Source organism: Streptomyces sp. NPDC059874, from assembly GCF_042731135.1.
In the GTDB taxonomy this organism is placed as follows: domain Bacteria; phylum Actinomycetota; class Actinomycetes; order Streptomycetales; family Streptomycetaceae; genus Streptomyces.
In genome coordinates, this window is record NZ_JBHWJY010000028.1 from 27,763 (window position 1) to 44,205 (window position 16,443).

The window sequence follows — 16,443 nt, forward strand, 5'->3', positions numbered from 1 at the left end:
CATTCGGCGCATGGCACGTTGTGAGGTCTGCGGAAACGATTACGGCATGTCCTTCGAGGTGCACGCGCAGGGCGCGGTGCACGTCTTCGACTGCTTCTCCTGCGCCATTCACCGCATGGCGCCCGTCTGTGAGCACTGCCGGGTCTCGATCATCGGGCAGGGCGTCGAGGTCGAAGGGCAGTGGTTCTGCGGGGCGCACTGCGCCCGCGAGGAGGGGAAGGTGGGCATCGTCGACCGCGTCTGACTCCCCCGGCACACCGCTCCCCCCATCCCCCGTGACCCCGGACGGCCCCCGGCCGCCGGGGTCTTCCGCGCTGGGGGTACTGTCGTGGGCGTGTACCGCTTTGTGCTGACCCGGCAGTGGGTGTGCCTCACCCTCGTCGCCCTCGTCCTGATCCCCGCGATGATCAAGCTGGGGTTCTGGCAGTACCACCGCCACGTGCACCGGGTCGCGCAGAACCAGCTCATCGACGCGAACCTGCGGGCGAGGCCGGTTCCCGTGACCGAGGTCACCTCCCCCGGCCACCGGGTCCCCCGCGCGGACTTCTGGCGGGCCGTCACCGCGACCGGCACGTACGACACCGCGCACGAGGTGGTCGTACGGATGCGGACCTCCAACGACGACAAGGTCGGCTTCCACGTCCTGACCCCGCTCGTGCTCGGCGACGGCCGGGTGGTGCTGGTCAACCGCGGCTGGGTGCCCGGCGGCGACGACCCCCGCGCCCATCCGCCGGTGCCGGCCGCGCCCTCGGGCGAGGTCACCGTCACCGGCCGGCTGAAGGCCGACGAGACGAGCGGCGGCAGCGGCATCAAGGAGCGCAAGGGACTGCCGGACCGCCAGGTGATGCTGATCAACAGTGCGCAGCAGAGCGAGTACCTGGGCCGGCCGGTCCTCGGCGGCTACCTGGAGCTCACCGCCCCGGCCCCGGCGGACGGCAGCCCCGAGATCATCGCCGATCCCGACCACGACTCGATCGGCGCGCACATGGCGTACGCCGTCCAGTGGTGGCTGTTCGCCGCCGCGGTGCCGGTGGGCTGGCTGGTCCTCGTACGTCGGGAGAAGCGCGACCGCGAGGAGGCGGCGGCCAAGGCAGCCTCGGTCGAGGCGGAGACCGCGACCGCGTAGCGTGTCGGCATGGATCTTGGACTGAAAGACCGCGTCTACGTAGTCACCGGAGCCACCCGTGGCCTCGGCTTCGCCTCCGCCCGTGAACTGACCGCGGACGGCGCGAAGGTCGTCCTGACGGGTCGGGACGGCAAGAGGGCGGCCGACGCCGCCGCCGCGCTCGGCCCGAACGCCGTCGGGGTGGCCGCCGACAACTCCGACCCGGCCGCGGCCGGGCAGCTCATCGCCGCCGCGCGCGAGCACTTCGGCCGCTTCGACGGCATCCTCGTCAGCGTCGGCGGCCCGGCCCCCGGCCTCGCCGCAGACAACACCGACGAGCAGTGGTCGGCCGCCTTCGATTCGGTCTTCCTGGGAGCGGTCCGCCTCGCCCGGGCGGCCGCCGCCGAGCTGGGCGAGGGCGGGGTCATCGGCTTCGTCCTGTCGGGCTCGGTCCACGAGCCGATCCCCGGCCTGACCATCTCCAACGGCCTGCGGCCGGGCCTGGCGGGCTTCGCCAAGTCCCTGTCCGTGGATCTGGGCCCGCGCGGGATCCGGGTCGTCGGCCTGCTCCCGGCGCGCATCGACACCGACCGGGTGCGCGAGCTCGACGCGATGTCCGGCGACGCGCTGGGGGCCCGGGCCGCGCACGAGTCCCGGATCCCGCTCCGCCGTTACGGGACGCCGGAGGAGTTCGGCCGCACGGCCGCGTACCTGCTCTCCCCCGCGGCCTCGTACCTGACGGGCGTGATGCTCCCGGTGGACGGCGGCTCCCGGCACGGGTTCTGACCCCGCCCGACAAAGGGCGCGCTACGTCACCCGCTGCGCCCGGTGGGAGGTCACCTTGAGGCGGGCCTCCGCCGGGAGTTCCCGGAGGCCCGCCGAGGCGCGTGCCTGGGTCAGGACCGGGCCCGCGAGGGCGGCCAGGGCGTCGGCGGGCACGCCGTGGGGTTCCAGTTCCATCGCGACCCGCAGGGCGGGCGATCCGCGTCGGCCGCGCAGCGAGGCCCGGCAGTGGGCGACGCCCTCGACGGCGCCGACCTCCGCGGCCACCGCCTCCTCCAGCGCGCGCCCCCGCAACACGGCGTACGCCCCGTCCCCGGTGTCGACCTCGACGGCGCCCAGCCGGGGTCGCCGCAGCTGGGACAGCAGCCACCACAGCGCCAACAGCACGCACAGCGCGAGGCCCGCGGCCACCGCCCACCACCACCAGCCGTCCGCGTGCCAGTATCGGCGCCGGGCCTCCTCGGTGAGCAGCGGCGCGTGCCGGCCGTGCAGTGGCCACGAGCCGGTGAGGAGTACGACGCCGGCGGCCGTCAGCACCGCTCCGGCCACCGCCAGCAGGATCCGGTTCACCGTCCCGAGCACCTCCCGCTCACCTCCCGACCCGGACGCGCGGCTGCGGCGGGTGCGCGAGGCCCAGTTCCTCGATGCCGACGGCGAGCACCGCGTCCAGGTCGGCCCGTACGTCGTCCAGCTCGCGGAAGTGCGAGACGGCCCGCACCGTGATGTGGGACCGGCCCACCTTGACCCGTACCGACCGCACCCCGGACACCTCCATGGCTCGGTCCCGCAGCACCTGCGCGGCGTCCCTGCGGCCGAGCCCGGCCCGCACCCCGGCGGCCGGATCCGGGGGCAGCATCGGGAGGATCCCGCGCAGGCCGGGGGTGAAGGCGAGCAGCACGAGCAGCACCCCGGCCAGCACGAAGGCCCCGCCGGCCAGCTGCACGGCGAGGTCGGCGGGGGTGCGCTGGTCGAGCTGCCCGGCGAGCTCGCGGCGCCAGCCCATGCCGGGGCGGTCGGCCCGTACGGCGGCCAGGTCGTAGAGGAAGAGGCCCGCGACCCCCAGTACGACGAGCGCGGTGAGCGCGGCCGGGACGCGCCGGGCGGACCGGAACCGGGCGGCCGGGGCGGTCACCGCAGCCGCCGGTCCCGCCCGGCGGCGAGCCGGGTGTGCGTGGAGTGCAGGTGCTCGATGTCGATGTCCACCTCGGGTACGGACATCTCCGCGCACTCCTCGATGCGCCGGGCGACCTGGCGCCGTACGGCCGCGCACTGGACCGCGAGGTCGGAGGGGTAGTCGAGCTCCAGGCTGACCCGGACCCGCGCGATGTCGTGGTGCACGGTGACGGTGGCGTGCGGGGGCGCGCCCGAGAGCGCGGCGAGCGCCTCCCGGGCCGCCTGCGCGGCGATCTTGGCGACGACCCGGTCGGCGATCCGGGTGGCCCCGCGATCGGCGGGCGCCACCTTGGGCGGGGTGGCCCGGGGTTTCGGCTCGCTCATTCGGGCCTCACCCGCGCCGGTCGTCACGGCGGCGGAACAGGTCACCCGGTTCCAGGTCCCCGTCGAGGAAGCGCCCCGCGACGAAGCCGATGGCGCCGAGGGCCGCCACCAGCAGGAAGGCCCCGAATCCGCCGAAGTACCCGGCGAACGCCAGGGCCATGCCGGCGAACAGGCCGGCGATCGCCATGCTCATTGCGGCTCCTCTCGGCTACTGAAGACGGGTCTCCGGCTCCTCGTCGGGCTCGTCGGGCAGCTTGACGTCGCTGACGGCGATGTTGACCTCGACGACCTCCAGGCCGGTCATCCGCTCGACCGCCGAGATGACGTTCTCACGGACCGCCCGCGCGACCTCGCGGATCGCCACGCCGTAGTCGACGACGATCTCCAGGTCCAGGGCCGTCTGGGTCTCACCGACCTCCGCCTTGACCCCGCGGCTGACGGCGGCCTTGCCGCCGCCGGGGACTCGGTCCCGAACGGCACCGAAGCTGCGGGAGAGGGCGCTGCCGCTGCCCATGGCGTGCACCCCGACCACCTCGCGGGCGGCCAGGCCGGCGATCTTCTCGACCACCCCGTCGGCGATGGTCGTGCGCCCCCGGTCGCCGGGTTCCTTGGCGGGGCTCCCTGCTGCGGATTCGGTCATCGCACGTCCTTAAAGGTGAGGTGCCTTGAAGATGAGGTGCCTTGAAGATGAGGGGCCTTGAAGATGAGGCGCCTCAAGGACGAAGCGCCCTTCGCTCATACGGGACTCCCCACCACGGTAAGCGCGCGGCCCGTCCCGCGCGCCCAGGACCGCGCACCCGGACGAATCCGCGACGGCGGGGCGGGCCCGGTGACGGGCGCCGCCCCGGCCCGGCGTCAGTCCGAGAGGCCCGCCAGGTCGCGCAGGCGGCGGGCCTGCGCGGCGCGCTCGGCCGTGCGCTGGTCGTCGTACGGGCGCGACTGCGCGTCCCGCAGCAGCGCCTTGGTCTCGATCACGGCGTCGCGCGGCGGCGCGAGCAGGGCCGTGGCGAGGTCCTGGACGGCCGCGTCGAGTTCGTCCGCCGGGACCACCAGGTTGGCGAGGCCGACCCGCTCCGCCTCCTCGGCGTGCACGAAGCGGCCCGTGGCGCAGATTTCGAGCGCACGGGCGTAGCCGACCAGCGAGGTCAGCGGCTGGGTGCCGGCGAGGTCGGGGACCAGGCCCAGGCTGGTCTCGCGCATGGCGAACTGCACGTCGTCCGCGACCACGCGCAGGTCGCATGCGAGCGCGAGCTGGAAGCCGGCGCCGATCGCGTGCCCCTGTACGGCGGCGACGGAGACGATGTCACTGCGGCGCCACCAGGTGAACGCCTCCTGGTACTCGGCGATCGTGGAGTCGAGCAGCTCGTCCGAACCACGTGCCAGATCGAGGAAGGACGGCTCGCCCTCGAAACCCTCGGGGGTGAACGCCTGCCGGTCGAGTCCCGCGGAGAAGGACTTGCCCTCGCCGCGCAGCACGACGACCCGGACGGTGCCCGGCAACAACCTTCCGGCCTCCGCCAAAGCCCGCCAGAGCGCGGGGGATTGGGCATTTCGCTTGGCCGGATTGGTCAGTGTCACCGTGGCGAGCGTGTCGTCGACGGTGAGTCGTACGCCGTCCTTGTCGAGCAGAGCCATCCGTATGCCTCCGGTGTGCGGTCGGCCGCGTTCTCGGCCTAAGTGACTGCACAGTAACCACCCAGTCGACCAAAGGGCCGACCGGGGGTCACCGAAGGTACATCCGGACCGTTGGAACCGATGGGACCGGGGTCAGGCCGTAGCCGCCTTCTTACCGCGCGTCGCGCCACCGCGACCACGCAGCGAAACCCCGGACTCACTGAGCATCCGGTGGACGAATCCGTAGGACCGGCCGGTCTCTTCGGCCAGCGCCCGGATACTCGCACCGGAGTCGTACTTCTTCTTCAGGTCTGCCGCGAGCTTGTCGCGCGCGGCGCCGGTTACCCGGCTGCCCTTCTTCAGAGTCTCGGCCACCCGTGCCTCCTCGTGGGAAGTGCGCTCTGGACTTCTCATGATCACCCCTCCCCGCCTTCCTGGCCACCCATTCCGCAAGGTCGGTACGACCGCATTCCCCGAGGGGTGGACACACGAGCAGAACGGAATCTCCTCTTCCGCCGCATGACTTCCGTCACACTTCTCCGCCCTCAAGGGGAATCACCAGGTCAGGGGCGCGGCGCCGGAAAACCGACGGCCCCGGTCGCGAACCTGCTCAGGTGCGGCCGGGGCCGTCGGGTCACGTAGGTCGGTACCAGACCGTCTCACTCAGATGATGGATCACCCCTGAGCCGAATGATCCATAAGGAACTGGATCAGACCGCGCGAGGGATCGCGCGCGGGTCGCACGCAGGCCCGGCGAAGGTCGGGGTCAGGGGGTCAGGGGTCAGGCGAGGGCCACCAGGTCCCGGTAGTCCGGGCCCCACAGGTCCTCGACGCCGTCCGGGAGCAGGATGATCCGCTCCGGCTCCAGCGCCTCGACCGCGCCCTCGTCGTGCGTGACGAGGATGACGGCGCCCTTGTACGTGCGCAGCGCGCCCAGGATCTCCTCGCGGCTGGCCGGGTCGAGGTTGTTGGTGGGCTCGTCGAGCAGCAGCACGTTCGCCGAGGAGACGACCAGCGTGGCCAGGGCCAGGCGGGTCTTCTCGCCGCCGGAGAGCACCCCGGCCGGCTTGTCCACGTCGTCCCCGGAGAACAGGAAGGAGCCGAGCGTCTTGCGTACGGCCACCAGGTCCAGGTCGGGCGCGGAGGAGCGCATGTTCTCCAGGACCGTCCGCTCCGGGTCCAGGGTCTCGTGCTCCTGGGCGTAGTAGCCGAGCTTGAGGCCGTGGCCGGGGGTGACGACACCCGTGTCGGGCTTCTCGGTGCCCGACAGCAGGCGCAGCAGGGTGGTCTTGCCGGCGCCGTTGAGGCCGAGGATGACGACGCGGGAGCCCTTGTCGATGGCCAGGTCGACGTCGGTGAAGATCTCCAGCGAGCCGTAGGACTTCGACAGGCCCTCGGCGGTCAGCGGGGTCTTGCCGCAGGGCGCCGGGTCCGGGAAGCGGAGCTTGGCGACCTTGTCGGAGACGCGGACGGCCTCCAGGCCCGCGAGCAGCCGGTCGGCGCGCTTGGCCATGTTCTGCGCGGCGACGGTCTTGGTGGCCTTGGCGCGCATCTTGTCGGCCTGCGAGTTCAGGGCCGCGGCCTTCTTCTCGGCGTTCTGGCGCTCGCGCTTGCGGCGCTTCTCGTCGGCCTCGCGCTGCTGCTGGTAGAGCTTCCAGCCCATGTTGTAGACGTCGATCTGGGACCGGTTGGCGTCCAGGTAGAAGACCTTGTTGACGACGGTCTCGACCAGGTCGACGTCGTGGGAGATGACGATGAAGCCGCCGCGGTAGGTCTTCAGGTAGTCCCGCAGCCAGACGATCGAGTCGGCGTCGAGGTGGTTCGTCGGTTCGTCGAGGAGCAGGGTGTCGGCGTCGGAGAAGAGGATCCGGGCGAGCTCGACGCGGCGGCGCTGACCACCGGAAAGGGTGTGCAGCGGCTGACCGAGCACCCGGTCGGGCAGGCCGAGGGCGGCCGAGATGGTGGCGGCCTCCGCCTCGGCGGCGTACCCGCCCTTGGTCAGGAACTCGGTCTCCTGGCGCTCGTACTGCTTCATCGCCTTGTCACGGGTGGCGCCGGAGCCGGTGGCGATGCGCTCCTCGTTGGCCCGCATCTTCTTGATCAGCACGTCGAGGCCGCGCGCGGAGAGGATCCGGTCACGGGCCAGGACGTCGAGGTCGCCGGTGCGCGGGTCCTGCGGGAGGTAGCCGACCTCACCCGAACGGGCGATGGAGCCGGCGGCGGGCTGTCCCTCGCCCGCGAGGCACTTGGTGAGGGTGGTCTTGCCCGCTCCGTTGCGGCCGACCAGGCCGATGCGGTCGCCCTTGGCGACGCGGAAGGAGGCGGACTCGATAAGGACGCGGGCGCCGGCGCGCAGCTCGATGCCGGTGGCGGTGATCACGGAAATACTCCAGGGCGGGTCGGGACGGCGGAAGGGGGGCAGGACGCGAAGCTTCGACGCCGCTAATCCGCGAGGAGATTTGCCATGACAGACATTCTACCGGGGGTGCGCAACTACTTTCCGGGCCGTAGGCCGGGCCGCCGTGTCCCCCGTTCGGCTCAAGGATCGAGCCGGTGGGCAGCGGCGCGTACGAGGATGAACGCGGTGATACTCGCCGCAACGGTGGACACGTAGAACGCGAGGGCGGTGCGGTATGCAGTTCGACGACAACGCCAATCTGGACACCTCCGAGGTCAAGGACGTGCGCGGCAGCCGCATCCCGGGCGGTCGGGCCACGGTCGGCGGCGGCATCGTCGGCTTGATCGCACTGCTCCTGGGACTGTTCTTCGGTGTGGGTCCGGAGCAGCTGGGGTTGTCCTCCGGGGACCAGGAGCCGGCGCCGGCCGCGTCCTCCGTCAATCAGGTGCAGCAGGCCTGCCGGACCGGTCAGGACGCGAACGCGCGCGAGGACTGCCGGCTGGTCGCGGTGGTCAACAGCACCCAGGACTTCTGGAGGCAGGAGTTCACCCGGCGCGGCGGCCAGTACAGCCCGGCGTCGACGGTGTTCTTCACCGGCCGGGTGAACACCGCCTGCGGGGCGGCCACCTCGGCGGTCGGCCCCTTCTACTGCCCCGCGGACCGGCAGGTCTATCTGGACCTGGGCTTCTTCGACGAGTTGCGGACGAAGTTCGGCGCGAGCGGCGGCCCCTTCGCGCAGGCGTACGTCGTCGCCCACGAGTACGGGCACCACATCCAGAACCTGACCGGGACGCTCCAGCGGGCCCAGGACGGGCAGCAGGGCGCGAACAGCAACGCGGTCAAGGTGGAGCTCCAGGCCGACTGCTACGCCGGGGTGTGGGCGCACAACGCGACGAAGACCCCGGACGAGTCCACCGGGCGGCCGCTGATCACCAGCCTGACCGACCAGGACATCAAGGACGGGCTGGACGCGGCGGCCGCGGTCGGCGACGACCGGATCCAGGAGAAGTTCCAGGGCCGGGTGACCCCGGAGTCCTGGACCCACGGCTCGGCCGAGCAGCGCCAACAGTGGTTCTACCAGGGCTTCCGCACGGGCGACATGGCCCAGTGCAACACCTTCCGCTGACTGTCGGTCCCGCCTGCCATGCTGGTGTGACGCGGGTCACCGTCACGAGAGGGAGTGATCGTCATGGCAGGCGTTCCGTCCATCTGCCCCACGCTGGTCTACCGCGACGCGAAGGCGGCCATCAAGCTGCTGACCGACGCCTTCGGCTTCAGCCAGGTCGCGGTGTACGAGGGTGAGGACGGCTCCGTGATGCACGCGGAGCTGGCGTACGGCAACGGCCTCGTGATGCTGGGCAGCAAGGGCACCGGCGGGGTGTTCGACAAGGCCATGGAGGGCGCCGGCCCCGCGGGGGTCTACGTCGTGGTCGACGACGTGGACGCCCACCACCGGCGGGCCGCCGAGCACGGCGTGGAGATCCTGATGGAGCCCACCGACCAGGACTACGGTTCCCGCGACTACATGGCCAAGGACGCCGAGGGCAACATCTGGAGCTTCGGGACGTACGCGCCGCAGGTCTGAGCCCGCGGCGCGTACGTTCGCGCCCGTACGGGGTTACGCCCCGCCGGTGTGGACCTGGAAGGCGGCCCGGCGGACCGCTTTGGCGAGGGCCGGGTCGGGGTGGGCCGCGGCCAGCGCGACCAGTACCTGCACCGTGCGCGGGTGGCCGACCGCGCGGACCTCGTCCAGCAGCCGGGGCACGGTGGTGCGCACGGCCGAGTCCAGGTGGCGGGCCAGCAGCTCGGCTTCGCCGTGGTCTGCGATGGCCGCCGCGGTGTCCACCCAGAGCCAGGTCGACTCCTCGGCGGTGAGGACGTCCTGTGCCTCGTCGGGGTCGACCCCGTCGTGCTCGGCGAGCCAGAGCAGGGCGTAGGGCCGCAGCGCGGGTTCGCGTACGGCGGCGCGCACTTCGGGCTCGGCGGGCGCTCCGACCACGCGCAGCGCTTCGAAGGCGAGCCCGCGCAGCAGGGCGTCCTCGCCGCGGGCGGCGTGCAGCAGCTCGCTGACGGCGTGGCCGACGGGCCGGGCCGCGAGCCAGGCCTGGTACTCGGCGCGGGCGGGTCCCGGGGTGAGCCGGGCGCAGCCGTGCAGCATGGCGGCGGCGGACTGCTCGATGTTGCCCGCCGGGCTCTGTGCGGCGACGCAGATCTGCTCCAGCTTGACCCAGACCGCCCAACTGCCGAGCGGGGTGAGCGCGGCCCGCGCGGGGCCGAGGGTGACGGCGTCGACGGCGGCGAGTCCGCCCAGCGCCCAGCGCAGCAGCCGGGCGAGCGGGACGGCGGCGCCGGTCCGGGCCGCGGCCTCGGGCTGGGAGCGGGGTTGGGGCCCGTACGGGACCTCGCAGCGCTCGTCGCGCAGTTCGGCGACGCGCTGCCCGAGCAGGTCGAGCAGGTCGGGGACGGTCACGGGGCCGGCCGACAGCTGGAGCAGGGAGAGGAGTTGGGGCATGGCCTCGACGACCTCGGCGACGGCCTCGGGGGCGATGTCGGCGGGGGCCGGGTGGACCAGTGACCAGGCGTCGAAGAGGGCGACCCAGCCGCGCAGGACGGCGGAGTCGTCGCGGTCCCAGGCGCGCAGCCGCCAGCCGGGGCGGGCGTGGCCGCCGTGCACCTCGACGAGGCCGGCGAGCCGGGCGCGGTCCCAGCCGACGCGGATCTGGCCGTGCGTCAGGTTCAGTTCCCCGGCGGCGCGTTCGACGTCGACGGCCGGCAGGGCGCCCATGGGCGCGGGCCTTCCTCCGTCCCCGGCGCCGAGGTTGAGTTCGGCCCAGCGGGTCAGTCGTACGGCGTCGGCGAGCGAGGCCCGGGCCCGGTTCGCGAGGTCGGCCGTGGCGGGGGTGCCCGCCGGAGGCCTGGGGGCGGGCCGGGTACGTCGGTCGGTCACCGCCTTGCGGGCCGCGGCGACGGACCGCGGGGAGACGAGTCGGAGTCTGGAGTCGCGAGCCAACTGCTCATCAGGCTTTCGGGACGTCACGGAAGCAGTCTCGCCCGTCACTGGCCGAAAGCCCAAACGGAACCGGCCATTACCACTGCTCACCGGTGTTACAGACCGGGACATCCCGCCCGCAGGCCCCTTCCCGCCACAGGGCCTTCACATGAGAGGGGTGAGGAAACGGCGCAGGGATTCCTCGTAGCCCTGCGGATCCGCGTTCCACATGGCGCCGTGGTCGGCTTCGCGCACGGTGTGCAGGTGGACGAGGTCGGGGCGGGCCGCGGCGAGCCGGCGGGAGGGTTCCCAGGGGGCGAGGGTGTCGTCGGGGCCGTGGAAGATCAGGACGGGCACGCGGAGCGCGCCCGGGTCCGCGCCGGGCGGGCGGCGGTCGTTACGCAGCCCCGCGAGCCCCTCGGCGGCCCTGACGGCGAGGGGCAGCACCAGGGCCGGGGTGTGCCGGGCCGCGGCGAGCCGGCGCAGGGTGGCGTGCCAGTCGAGCACGGGCGAGTCGAGCACCACCCCGGAGATCCGGTCGGCCAGCGCGGAGCGCTCGGCGGCGTACAGGGCCATGGTGGCTCCGGTGGACCAGCCGTGCAGGACCACCCGCCTGGCGCCGTAGCGCAGGGCGTAGCGGATGGCGGCGTCCACGTCGCGCCATTCCGATTCGCCGAGGTGGCCGAGGCCGTCCGGGGAGGCGGGGGCGCCGAGGTCGCCGCGGTAGGCCAGGTCGAGGACGGGCATCCGCTGGCGGTGCAGGAAGGGCATGACCACCATCGGGTGCTCCCGGCTGCTGCCGAGGCCGTGCACGGCGATCACCCAGGTGTCGCGGGCGGCCGGCACGAACCAGGCGGGCAGCGCGCCGAGCTCCCCGGGGACGTCCACGTCGGCGTGGTCGAGCCCGAGGGCGGTGCGCGGGTTCCCGAGGTGGACCTGAGGGGTGAGTCGGACCCGGGTGCCGGGGTCGAGGCTGCCGTGGGTGACGGCGAGGAGCCGCCGTACGACGGTGTCCGGGTCGTGCTCGGCCTCGGTGAGGACGGGCCCGACCACGGCGTGCACCCCGGGCGCGGCCAGGCCGTAGGTGCCGGGGCGCAGGGAGGCGAGGGTGCGGGTCAGGGCGATCCGGCCGGCGGCGGTGGAGTGGACGCTGAGCCTGGCTCCGCCGGGCAGTGGGCGGCCGGGTTCGGGCCGCAGGGCCGCGTCGGCGGCGTACCGACCGGCCGCGACGGCGGCCGCGCCGGCTCCCAGGAGGGTCGTGGTGACGGCCGCTGCCGTCGCTGTGGCGGTACGCACCGCTCCAGTGTCGAGGCGCGGGCTCCGTCGGGCCACCGGAGGGAGTCGCTCCGCGGGCGGTGCGGGCGGAGTGATCTAGGTCTCTTCCGGCGCCCGGGCCACCCGTTCGTATACGTCGCGGGGCCTGTGCGGAGGGGTCCGTTCACCCGGCTTTGACGTGCATTAATCGATATATCTACGACAGAATCGGGACGAAGCCGCCGATCGCACGCCGGGCCGGTACACCGGTCCGACCGAGTCAGTTCACCTTCCGTTCATCCAGGTTGCCTACGGTCGGCGAGCCACTGACGTCAAACAGAAGCCTGGGTAAATGGAGCACATAACGCTTCTCCTCGGGATCGTGATCATCACCGCTCTCGTGTTCGACTTCACGAACGGTTTCCACGACACAGCCAACGCGATGGCCACCACCATCTCGACCGGCGCCCTCAAGCCCAAGACGGCGGTGGCAATGTCCGCCGTGCTCAACCTCGTCGGCGCGTTCATGTCCGTGGAGGTCGCCAAGACGATCTCCAAGGGCCTGGTCAACGAAGAGGGCATCCAGCCAGAGGTGATCTTCGCCGCCCTGGTCGGCGCGATCCTCTGGAACCTCGTGACCTGGCTGGTGGGTCTCCCCTCCAGTTCCTCGCACGCCCTGATGGGCGGCCTGATCGGCGCCGCGGTCGCCTCCGCCGGCATCGGCGCGGTCAACGGCAGCGTCGTCGTCACCAAGGTGCTCATCCCCGCGATCGCCGCCCCGCTGGTGGCCGGCATCGCCGCGTACCTGGCCGCCAAGGTCACCTACAAGCTGGGCGACAAGGTCGGCGAGAAGACCTCCGCCAAGGGCTACCGCGCCGGTCAGATCGCCTCGGCCGGCCTCGTCTCCCTCGCGCACGGCACCAACGACGCGCAGAAGACGATGGGCATCATCACCCTGGCCCTCATCGCCGGCGGTGCGATCGCGCCCGACGCGAACCCGCCGGTCTGGGTCATCGTCTCCGCCGGTCTGGCCATCGCGATGGGCACCTACCTGGGCGGCTGGCGCATCATCCGCACCATGGGCAAGGGCCTGACCGACCTGCAGCCGCAGCAGGGCTTCGCCGCCCAGACCTCGGCCGCGTCCGTCATCCTCGCCTCCTCCAACCTGGGCTTCTCGCTCTCCACCACCCACTCGTGCTCCGGTGCGGTCATGGGTGCGGGCCTGGGCCGCAAGGGCGGTGTGGTCCGCTGGTCCACCGCGACCCGCATGTTCGTCGCCTGGGGCCTGACCCTGCCGGCCGCCGCGCTGGTCTCGGCCGGTGCCGAGCTGGTCATGCGCGCCGGTGACATCGGCATCGCCGCCGTCGCCGTCTTCCTGGTCGGCTCCTGCCTGGCCATCTGGCTCATCTCGCGCCGCCAGGTCGTCGACCACAGCAACGTCAACGACGTGGAGCCGGCCGCCACCGACGAGCCGGGTGTCGTCACCACGGCGATCGCGGCCGTCACCGTCCCGCCGACCGTCGCCGCGGCCGGTACGACCGCCGCCGTGACGGACGAGGACCTCAAGGCCACCATCCCGGCCGCGACGGCGTCCCCGGCGGCTCCGGCCGCCGCGGTCTGACCGAGACACACAGAGACCGAGACATTCAGAAAGCGGCAGTATGAAGATCGACTGGGAAGCGCTCGGCTCCGTCTTCGGAGTCAGCCTCTTCGCCACCGTCGCCCTCGTGGCCCTGTTCACCCTGGGTCTGATGGGCCTGTCCAAGCACGAGGCCGCGACCGAGCAGGGCGGCACCGCCACCCTGGCCCGTAGCGGCGCGTACGCCTGCTTCGCGCTCGTCGCGGTCGCCGTGACGTACGGGATCTACCTGATCGTCGCCTGATCCGCCGCCGTACGGCGGGCAGGGCGCGAAGGCTCCCTCCGGGTTTCTCCCGGGGGGAGCCTTCGCGTCTCCCGTCCCTGCCGCGCCGCAGGTCAACGGCAAGTTGACGGGCCTTCTCGGTGCGTGGTGGACTGCCCGAGCCAATACGGCGGCATGGAGAGGAAGTCCGGTGCGAATCCGGCGCGGTCCCGCCACTGTCACCGGGGCACTCGACCGAGTGCGTCCCGGGAGCCAGGAACTCTCGCCGCCGGACACGTCGAACCAGGGCGCGGACCCTGAGTGAGGACATACCTGCCACCATGCGTGCCGATCGCGTCTTCGCGTACGGCGCCACGGCGGGCCTGATCGGCGACCGGATCCTCGGTGATCCGCGCCGAGGGCACCCCGTGGCCGCCTTCGGACGAACCGCCGCCGCCGTCGAGCGCGCCCTGTGGCGCGACGACCGCGCCCGGGGCCTCCTGCACACCCTGGTGTGCGCCGGGGGCGCTGCCGCCGTCGGCGTGCTCGGCGCCCGCGCCGTGCGCTCCCGGCCCGCGGCCGCCCGTATCGCCCTGACCGCCGCCGCCACCTGGGCCGTCGTCGGCGGCACCTCGCTGGGCCGGGAAGCCCGCGCCATCGGCGGCGCGCTCGCCGCCGGGGACGCCGAGGTGGCCCGGGAACGACTGCCCCACCTGTGCGGGCGCGACCCACAGGCCCTCGACGAGCAGCAGATGGCACGCGCCGTCGTGGAGTCGGTCGCGGAGAACACCTCCGACGCCGTGGTCGGCGCCCTGGTGTGGGGAGCCGTCGCCGGGGTCCCCGGGCTGCTCGCCTTCCGCGCCGTGAACACCCTCGACGCGATGGTCGGCCACAAGTCCCCCCGCTACCTGCGCTACGGCTGGGCATCCGCCCGGCTCGACGACGTGGCGGGCTGGCCGGGAGCCCGGCTCACGGCGCTCGCCGCGGTGGCGGCCGGCCCGGACCGTCGGGGGGCGGTTCGGGCCTGGCGCGCGGACGCGGCCAAGCACCCCAGCCCGAACGCCGGCCCCGTCGAGGCCTCCTTCGCGGGGGCCCTCGGCGTACGCCTCGGCGGAACGCTGGCGTACGGCGGGCGGGTCGAGCACCGGGCCGTGCTCAACGGAGAGACGGGGCGGCCCGTCGAGGTCGCCGACATCGAACGGGCGGTACGGCTGTCACGGCAGGTGACCTGGCTGGCGCTGGGCGCCTGTGTGGCGGTCCGGACGTTGGTATCGCGTACGTCACGAAGGGGGCGGGCATGAGCGGCACGAGGCGCGGCGGCGGACTGCTGGTCGCGGGGACCACGTCCGACGCGGGCAAGAGCGTGGTCACGGCGGGCATCTGCCGCTGGCTGGCCCGCCAGGGCGTGAAGGTGGCGCCCTTCAAGGCGCAGAACATGTCGCTGAACTCCTTCGTGACCCGGGAGGGCGCGGAGATCGGCCGGGCCCAGGCCATGCAGGCCCAGGCGGCCCGCGTGGAGCCGACCGCGCTGATGAACCCGGTGCTGCTCAAGCCCGGCAGCGACCGCAGCAGCCAGGTGGTGCTGCTGGGCAAGCCGGTGGGCGAGATGAGCGCGCGGGGCTACCACGGTGGGCGGCAGGAGCAGCTGCTCGGCATCGTCACGGACTGCCTGGAGCAGCTGCGGGGCACGTATGACGCCGTGATCTGCGAGGGGGCGGGGAGTCCGGCCGAGATCAACCTGCGCCGGACCGACATCGTGAACATGGGCATCGCGCGGGCCGCGCGGTTCCCCGTGGTCGTGGTCGGGGACATCGACCGGGGCGGGGTCTTCGCGTCCTTCTTCGGCACGACGGCGCTGCTGTCACCGGACGACCAGTCGCTGATCGCGGGCTACCTGGTGAACAAGTTCCGGGGGGACGTCTCGCTGCTCGAACCGGGCATGGAGATGCTCCGGGGGCTGACGGGCCGCGCCACGTACGGGGTGTTGCCGTTCCAGCACGGGCTGGGCATCGACGAGGAGGACGGCCTGAGGGTCTCCCTGCGTGGTGCCGTACGGGAATCCGTGGTGGCCCCGCCGGTCGGCGAGGACGTGCTGCGGGTCGCGGTGTGCGCGGTGCCGCTGATGTCGAACTTCACGGACGTCGACGCGCTCGCGGCGGAGCCGGGGGTCGTGGTGCGGTTCGTGGACCGGGCCGAGGAGTTGACGGACGCGGACCTGGTCGTCGTACCGGGTACGCGGGGCACGGTGAAGGCGCTGGAGTGGCTCCGGGAGCGGGGGCTGGCCGACGCCCTGGTCCGGCGGGCTGCCGAGGGGCGGCCGGTGCTCGGGATCTGCGGCGGGTTCCAGGTGCTGGGCGAGCGGATCTCGGACGACGTCGAGTCCCGTGCGGGCGAAGTGGAGGGCCTCGGGCTGCTGCCCGTACGCGTCCGCTTCGAACGGGAGAAGACCCTGGCGCGGCCGGAGGGTTCGGCGCTGGGCGAGGCCGTCTGCGGGTACGAGATCCACCACGGGGTGGCCGAAGTCCTGGGCGGCGAGGCGTTCCTGGACGGGTGCCGGGTCGGATCGGTGTGGGGGACCCACTGGCACGGCTCGCTGGAGTCGGACGGCTTCCGCCGGGCGTTCCTCCGTGAGGTCGCTTCGGCTGCCGGGCGGCGGTTCGTGCCGGCGCCGGACACCTCGTTCGCCTCCCTGCGGGAGGAGCAGCTGGACCTGCTGGGCGACCTGATCGAGGAGCACGCGGACACCGCGGCGCTGCTGAGCCTGATCGAGGGCGGGGCCCCGGTGGGCCTCCCGTTCCTCCCCCCGGGCGCGCCGTGAGGGGCCGGGCCCTGCGGGGCTGTCCCCCACCCCGCCCCTTCCCGAAACTTGGGCTCCGCCCCAGCCCCCTCGCCTGTGCGGCGCCGCTGCCGGGGGCTCTGCCCCCGGACCCTCCCCCAGCTACCGCTGGGGGTACCCCCAGCG

The 16,443-nt window shown here is 73.0% G+C and carries 19 protein-coding genes and 1 riboswitch; of the genes, 9 read left to right on the forward strand and 10 right to left on the reverse strand.

Going from position 1 to position 16,443, the window contains the following annotated elements:
• Positions 1–10 precede the first annotated feature (10 nt).
• From ACFV9H_RS18165 to ACFV9H_RS18175, 3 genes are all read left to right on the forward strand, one after another.
• Positions 11–244, forward strand: a complete 234-nt coding sequence (locus ACFV9H_RS18165; protein WP_051782373.1) for a hypothetical protein — start codon at positions 11–13, stop codon at positions 242–244.
• Between the two features lie 90 nt (positions 245–334).
• Positions 335–1,126 carry an SURF1 family protein gene (locus ACFV9H_RS18170; RefSeq protein ID WP_385399012.1) on the forward strand — a complete coding sequence of 264 codons (792 nt, stop codon included), beginning with the start codon at positions 335–337 and terminating at the stop codon, positions 1,124–1,126.
• A gap of 9 nt (positions 1,127–1,135) precedes the next feature.
• Complete coding sequence (locus ACFV9H_RS18175; RefSeq protein ID WP_385399014.1) at positions 1,136–1,891, forward strand: SDR family oxidoreductase; 756 nt, start codon at positions 1,136–1,138, stop codon at positions 1,889–1,891.
• Between the two features lie 21 nt (positions 1,892–1,912).
• Here the strand turns inward: ACFV9H_RS18175 and amaP are convergent, their stop codons facing one another.
• From amaP to ACFV9H_RS18215, 8 genes are all read right to left on the reverse strand, one after another.
• Positions 1,913–2,470 carry an alkaline shock response membrane anchor protein AmaP gene (gene amaP / locus ACFV9H_RS18180; RefSeq protein WP_385399016.1) on the reverse strand — a complete coding sequence of 186 codons (558 nt, stop codon included), beginning with the start codon at positions 2,468–2,470 and terminating at the stop codon, positions 1,913–1,915.
• 7 nt (positions 2,471–2,477) lie between these two features.
• A complete protein-coding gene (locus ACFV9H_RS18185; RefSeq protein ID WP_385399018.1) occupies positions 2,478–3,020 on the reverse strand; it encodes a DUF6286 domain-containing protein in 543 nt (180 codons plus the stop codon).
• Positions 3,017–3,385, reverse strand: a complete 369-nt coding sequence (locus tag ACFV9H_RS18190) for a hypothetical protein (RefSeq protein ID WP_385399020.1) — start codon at positions 3,383–3,385, stop codon at positions 3,017–3,019. The genes ACFV9H_RS18185 and ACFV9H_RS18190 overlap by 4 nt, the downstream gene beginning before the upstream one ends.
• A gap of 7 nt (positions 3,386–3,392) precedes the next feature.
• Entirely contained in the window at positions 3,393–3,578 is a 186-nt protein-coding gene (locus ACFV9H_RS18195; RefSeq protein WP_030010792.1) for a hypothetical protein, read from the reverse strand.
• Between the two features lie 15 nt (positions 3,579–3,593).
• Entirely contained in the window at positions 3,594–4,025 is a 432-nt protein-coding gene (locus ACFV9H_RS18200) for an Asp23/Gls24 family envelope stress response protein (protein WP_385399023.1), read from the reverse strand.
• Positions 4,026–4,240: 215 nt separating this feature from the next.
• Complete coding sequence (locus tag ACFV9H_RS18205) at positions 4,241–5,020, reverse strand: enoyl-CoA hydratase/isomerase family protein (RefSeq protein ID WP_385399025.1); 780 nt, start codon at positions 5,018–5,020, stop codon at positions 4,241–4,243.
• A gap of 132 nt (positions 5,021–5,152) precedes the next feature.
• Entirely contained in the window at positions 5,153–5,374 is a 222-nt protein-coding gene (locus ACFV9H_RS18210) for a helix-turn-helix domain-containing protein (RefSeq protein ID WP_030010789.1), read from the reverse strand.
• A gap of 406 nt (positions 5,375–5,780) precedes the next feature.
• Entirely contained in the window at positions 5,781–7,379 is a 1,599-nt protein-coding gene (locus tag ACFV9H_RS18215; RefSeq protein WP_385399027.1) for an ABC-F family ATP-binding cassette domain-containing protein, read from the reverse strand.
• A 253-nt stretch (positions 7,380–7,632) separates the two neighbouring features.
• Between ACFV9H_RS18215 and ACFV9H_RS18220 the strand changes: the two genes are divergently transcribed.
• Together ACFV9H_RS18220 and ACFV9H_RS18225 are read left to right on the forward strand one after the other, a co-directional pair.
• Complete coding sequence (locus ACFV9H_RS18220) at positions 7,633–8,523, forward strand: neutral zinc metallopeptidase (protein WP_385399029.1); 891 nt, start codon at positions 7,633–7,635, stop codon at positions 8,521–8,523.
• Between the two features lie 63 nt (positions 8,524–8,586).
• Complete coding sequence (locus ACFV9H_RS18225) at positions 8,587–8,982, forward strand: VOC family protein (RefSeq protein WP_385399031.1); 396 nt, start codon at positions 8,587–8,589, stop codon at positions 8,980–8,982.
• Between the two features lie 33 nt (positions 8,983–9,015).
• Here ACFV9H_RS18225 and ACFV9H_RS18230 read toward each other — a convergent pair whose 3' ends face one another.
• Both ACFV9H_RS18230 and ACFV9H_RS18235 read right to left on the reverse strand, forming a co-directional pair.
• Entirely contained in the window at positions 9,016–10,434 is a 1,419-nt protein-coding gene (locus ACFV9H_RS18230; RefSeq protein ID WP_385399033.1) for a hypothetical protein, read from the reverse strand.
• Positions 10,435–10,551: 117 nt separating this feature from the next.
• Positions 10,552–11,682 (reverse strand): alpha/beta hydrolase family protein, encoded by a 1,131-nt coding sequence (locus ACFV9H_RS18235; protein ID WP_385399036.1) that lies wholly within the window; start codon positions 11,680–11,682, stop codon positions 10,552–10,554.
• A gap of 310 nt (positions 11,683–11,992) precedes the next feature.
• Here ACFV9H_RS18235 and ACFV9H_RS18240 point away from each other — a divergent pair, with 310 nt between their 5' ends.
• The 4 genes from ACFV9H_RS18240 to ACFV9H_RS18255 all read left to right on the forward strand — a co-directional run bounded on the left by ACFV9H_RS18240 (position 11,993) and on the right by ACFV9H_RS18255 (position 16,299).
• The gene (locus ACFV9H_RS18240) at positions 11,993–13,261 is read left to right on the forward strand and encodes an anion permease (protein WP_385399038.1); all 1,269 of its coding nucleotides are present in this window, start codon (positions 11,993–11,995) and stop codon (positions 13,259–13,261) included.
• A gap of 40 nt (positions 13,262–13,301) precedes the next feature.
• Positions 13,302–13,523 carry a hypothetical protein gene (locus tag ACFV9H_RS18245; RefSeq protein ID WP_385399041.1) on the forward strand — a complete coding sequence of 74 codons (222 nt, stop codon included), beginning with the start codon at positions 13,302–13,304 and terminating at the stop codon, positions 13,521–13,523.
• A 110-nt stretch (positions 13,524–13,633) separates the two neighbouring features.
• A riboswitch (cobalamin riboswitch) is annotated at positions 13,634–13,787 on the forward strand.
• Between the two features lie 35 nt (positions 13,788–13,822).
• Positions 13,823–14,782: a cobalamin biosynthesis protein gene (locus ACFV9H_RS18250; protein ID WP_385399044.1), complete on the forward strand. Its 960-nt coding sequence runs from the start codon at positions 13,823–13,825 to the stop codon at positions 14,780–14,782.
• Complete coding sequence (locus ACFV9H_RS18255) at positions 14,779–16,299, forward strand: cobyric acid synthase (RefSeq protein ID WP_385399047.1); 1,521 nt, start codon at positions 14,779–14,781, stop codon at positions 16,297–16,299. Before ACFV9H_RS18250 ends, ACFV9H_RS18255 begins: the two co-directional genes overlap by 4 nt.
• Positions 16,300–16,443 lie beyond the last annotated feature (144 nt).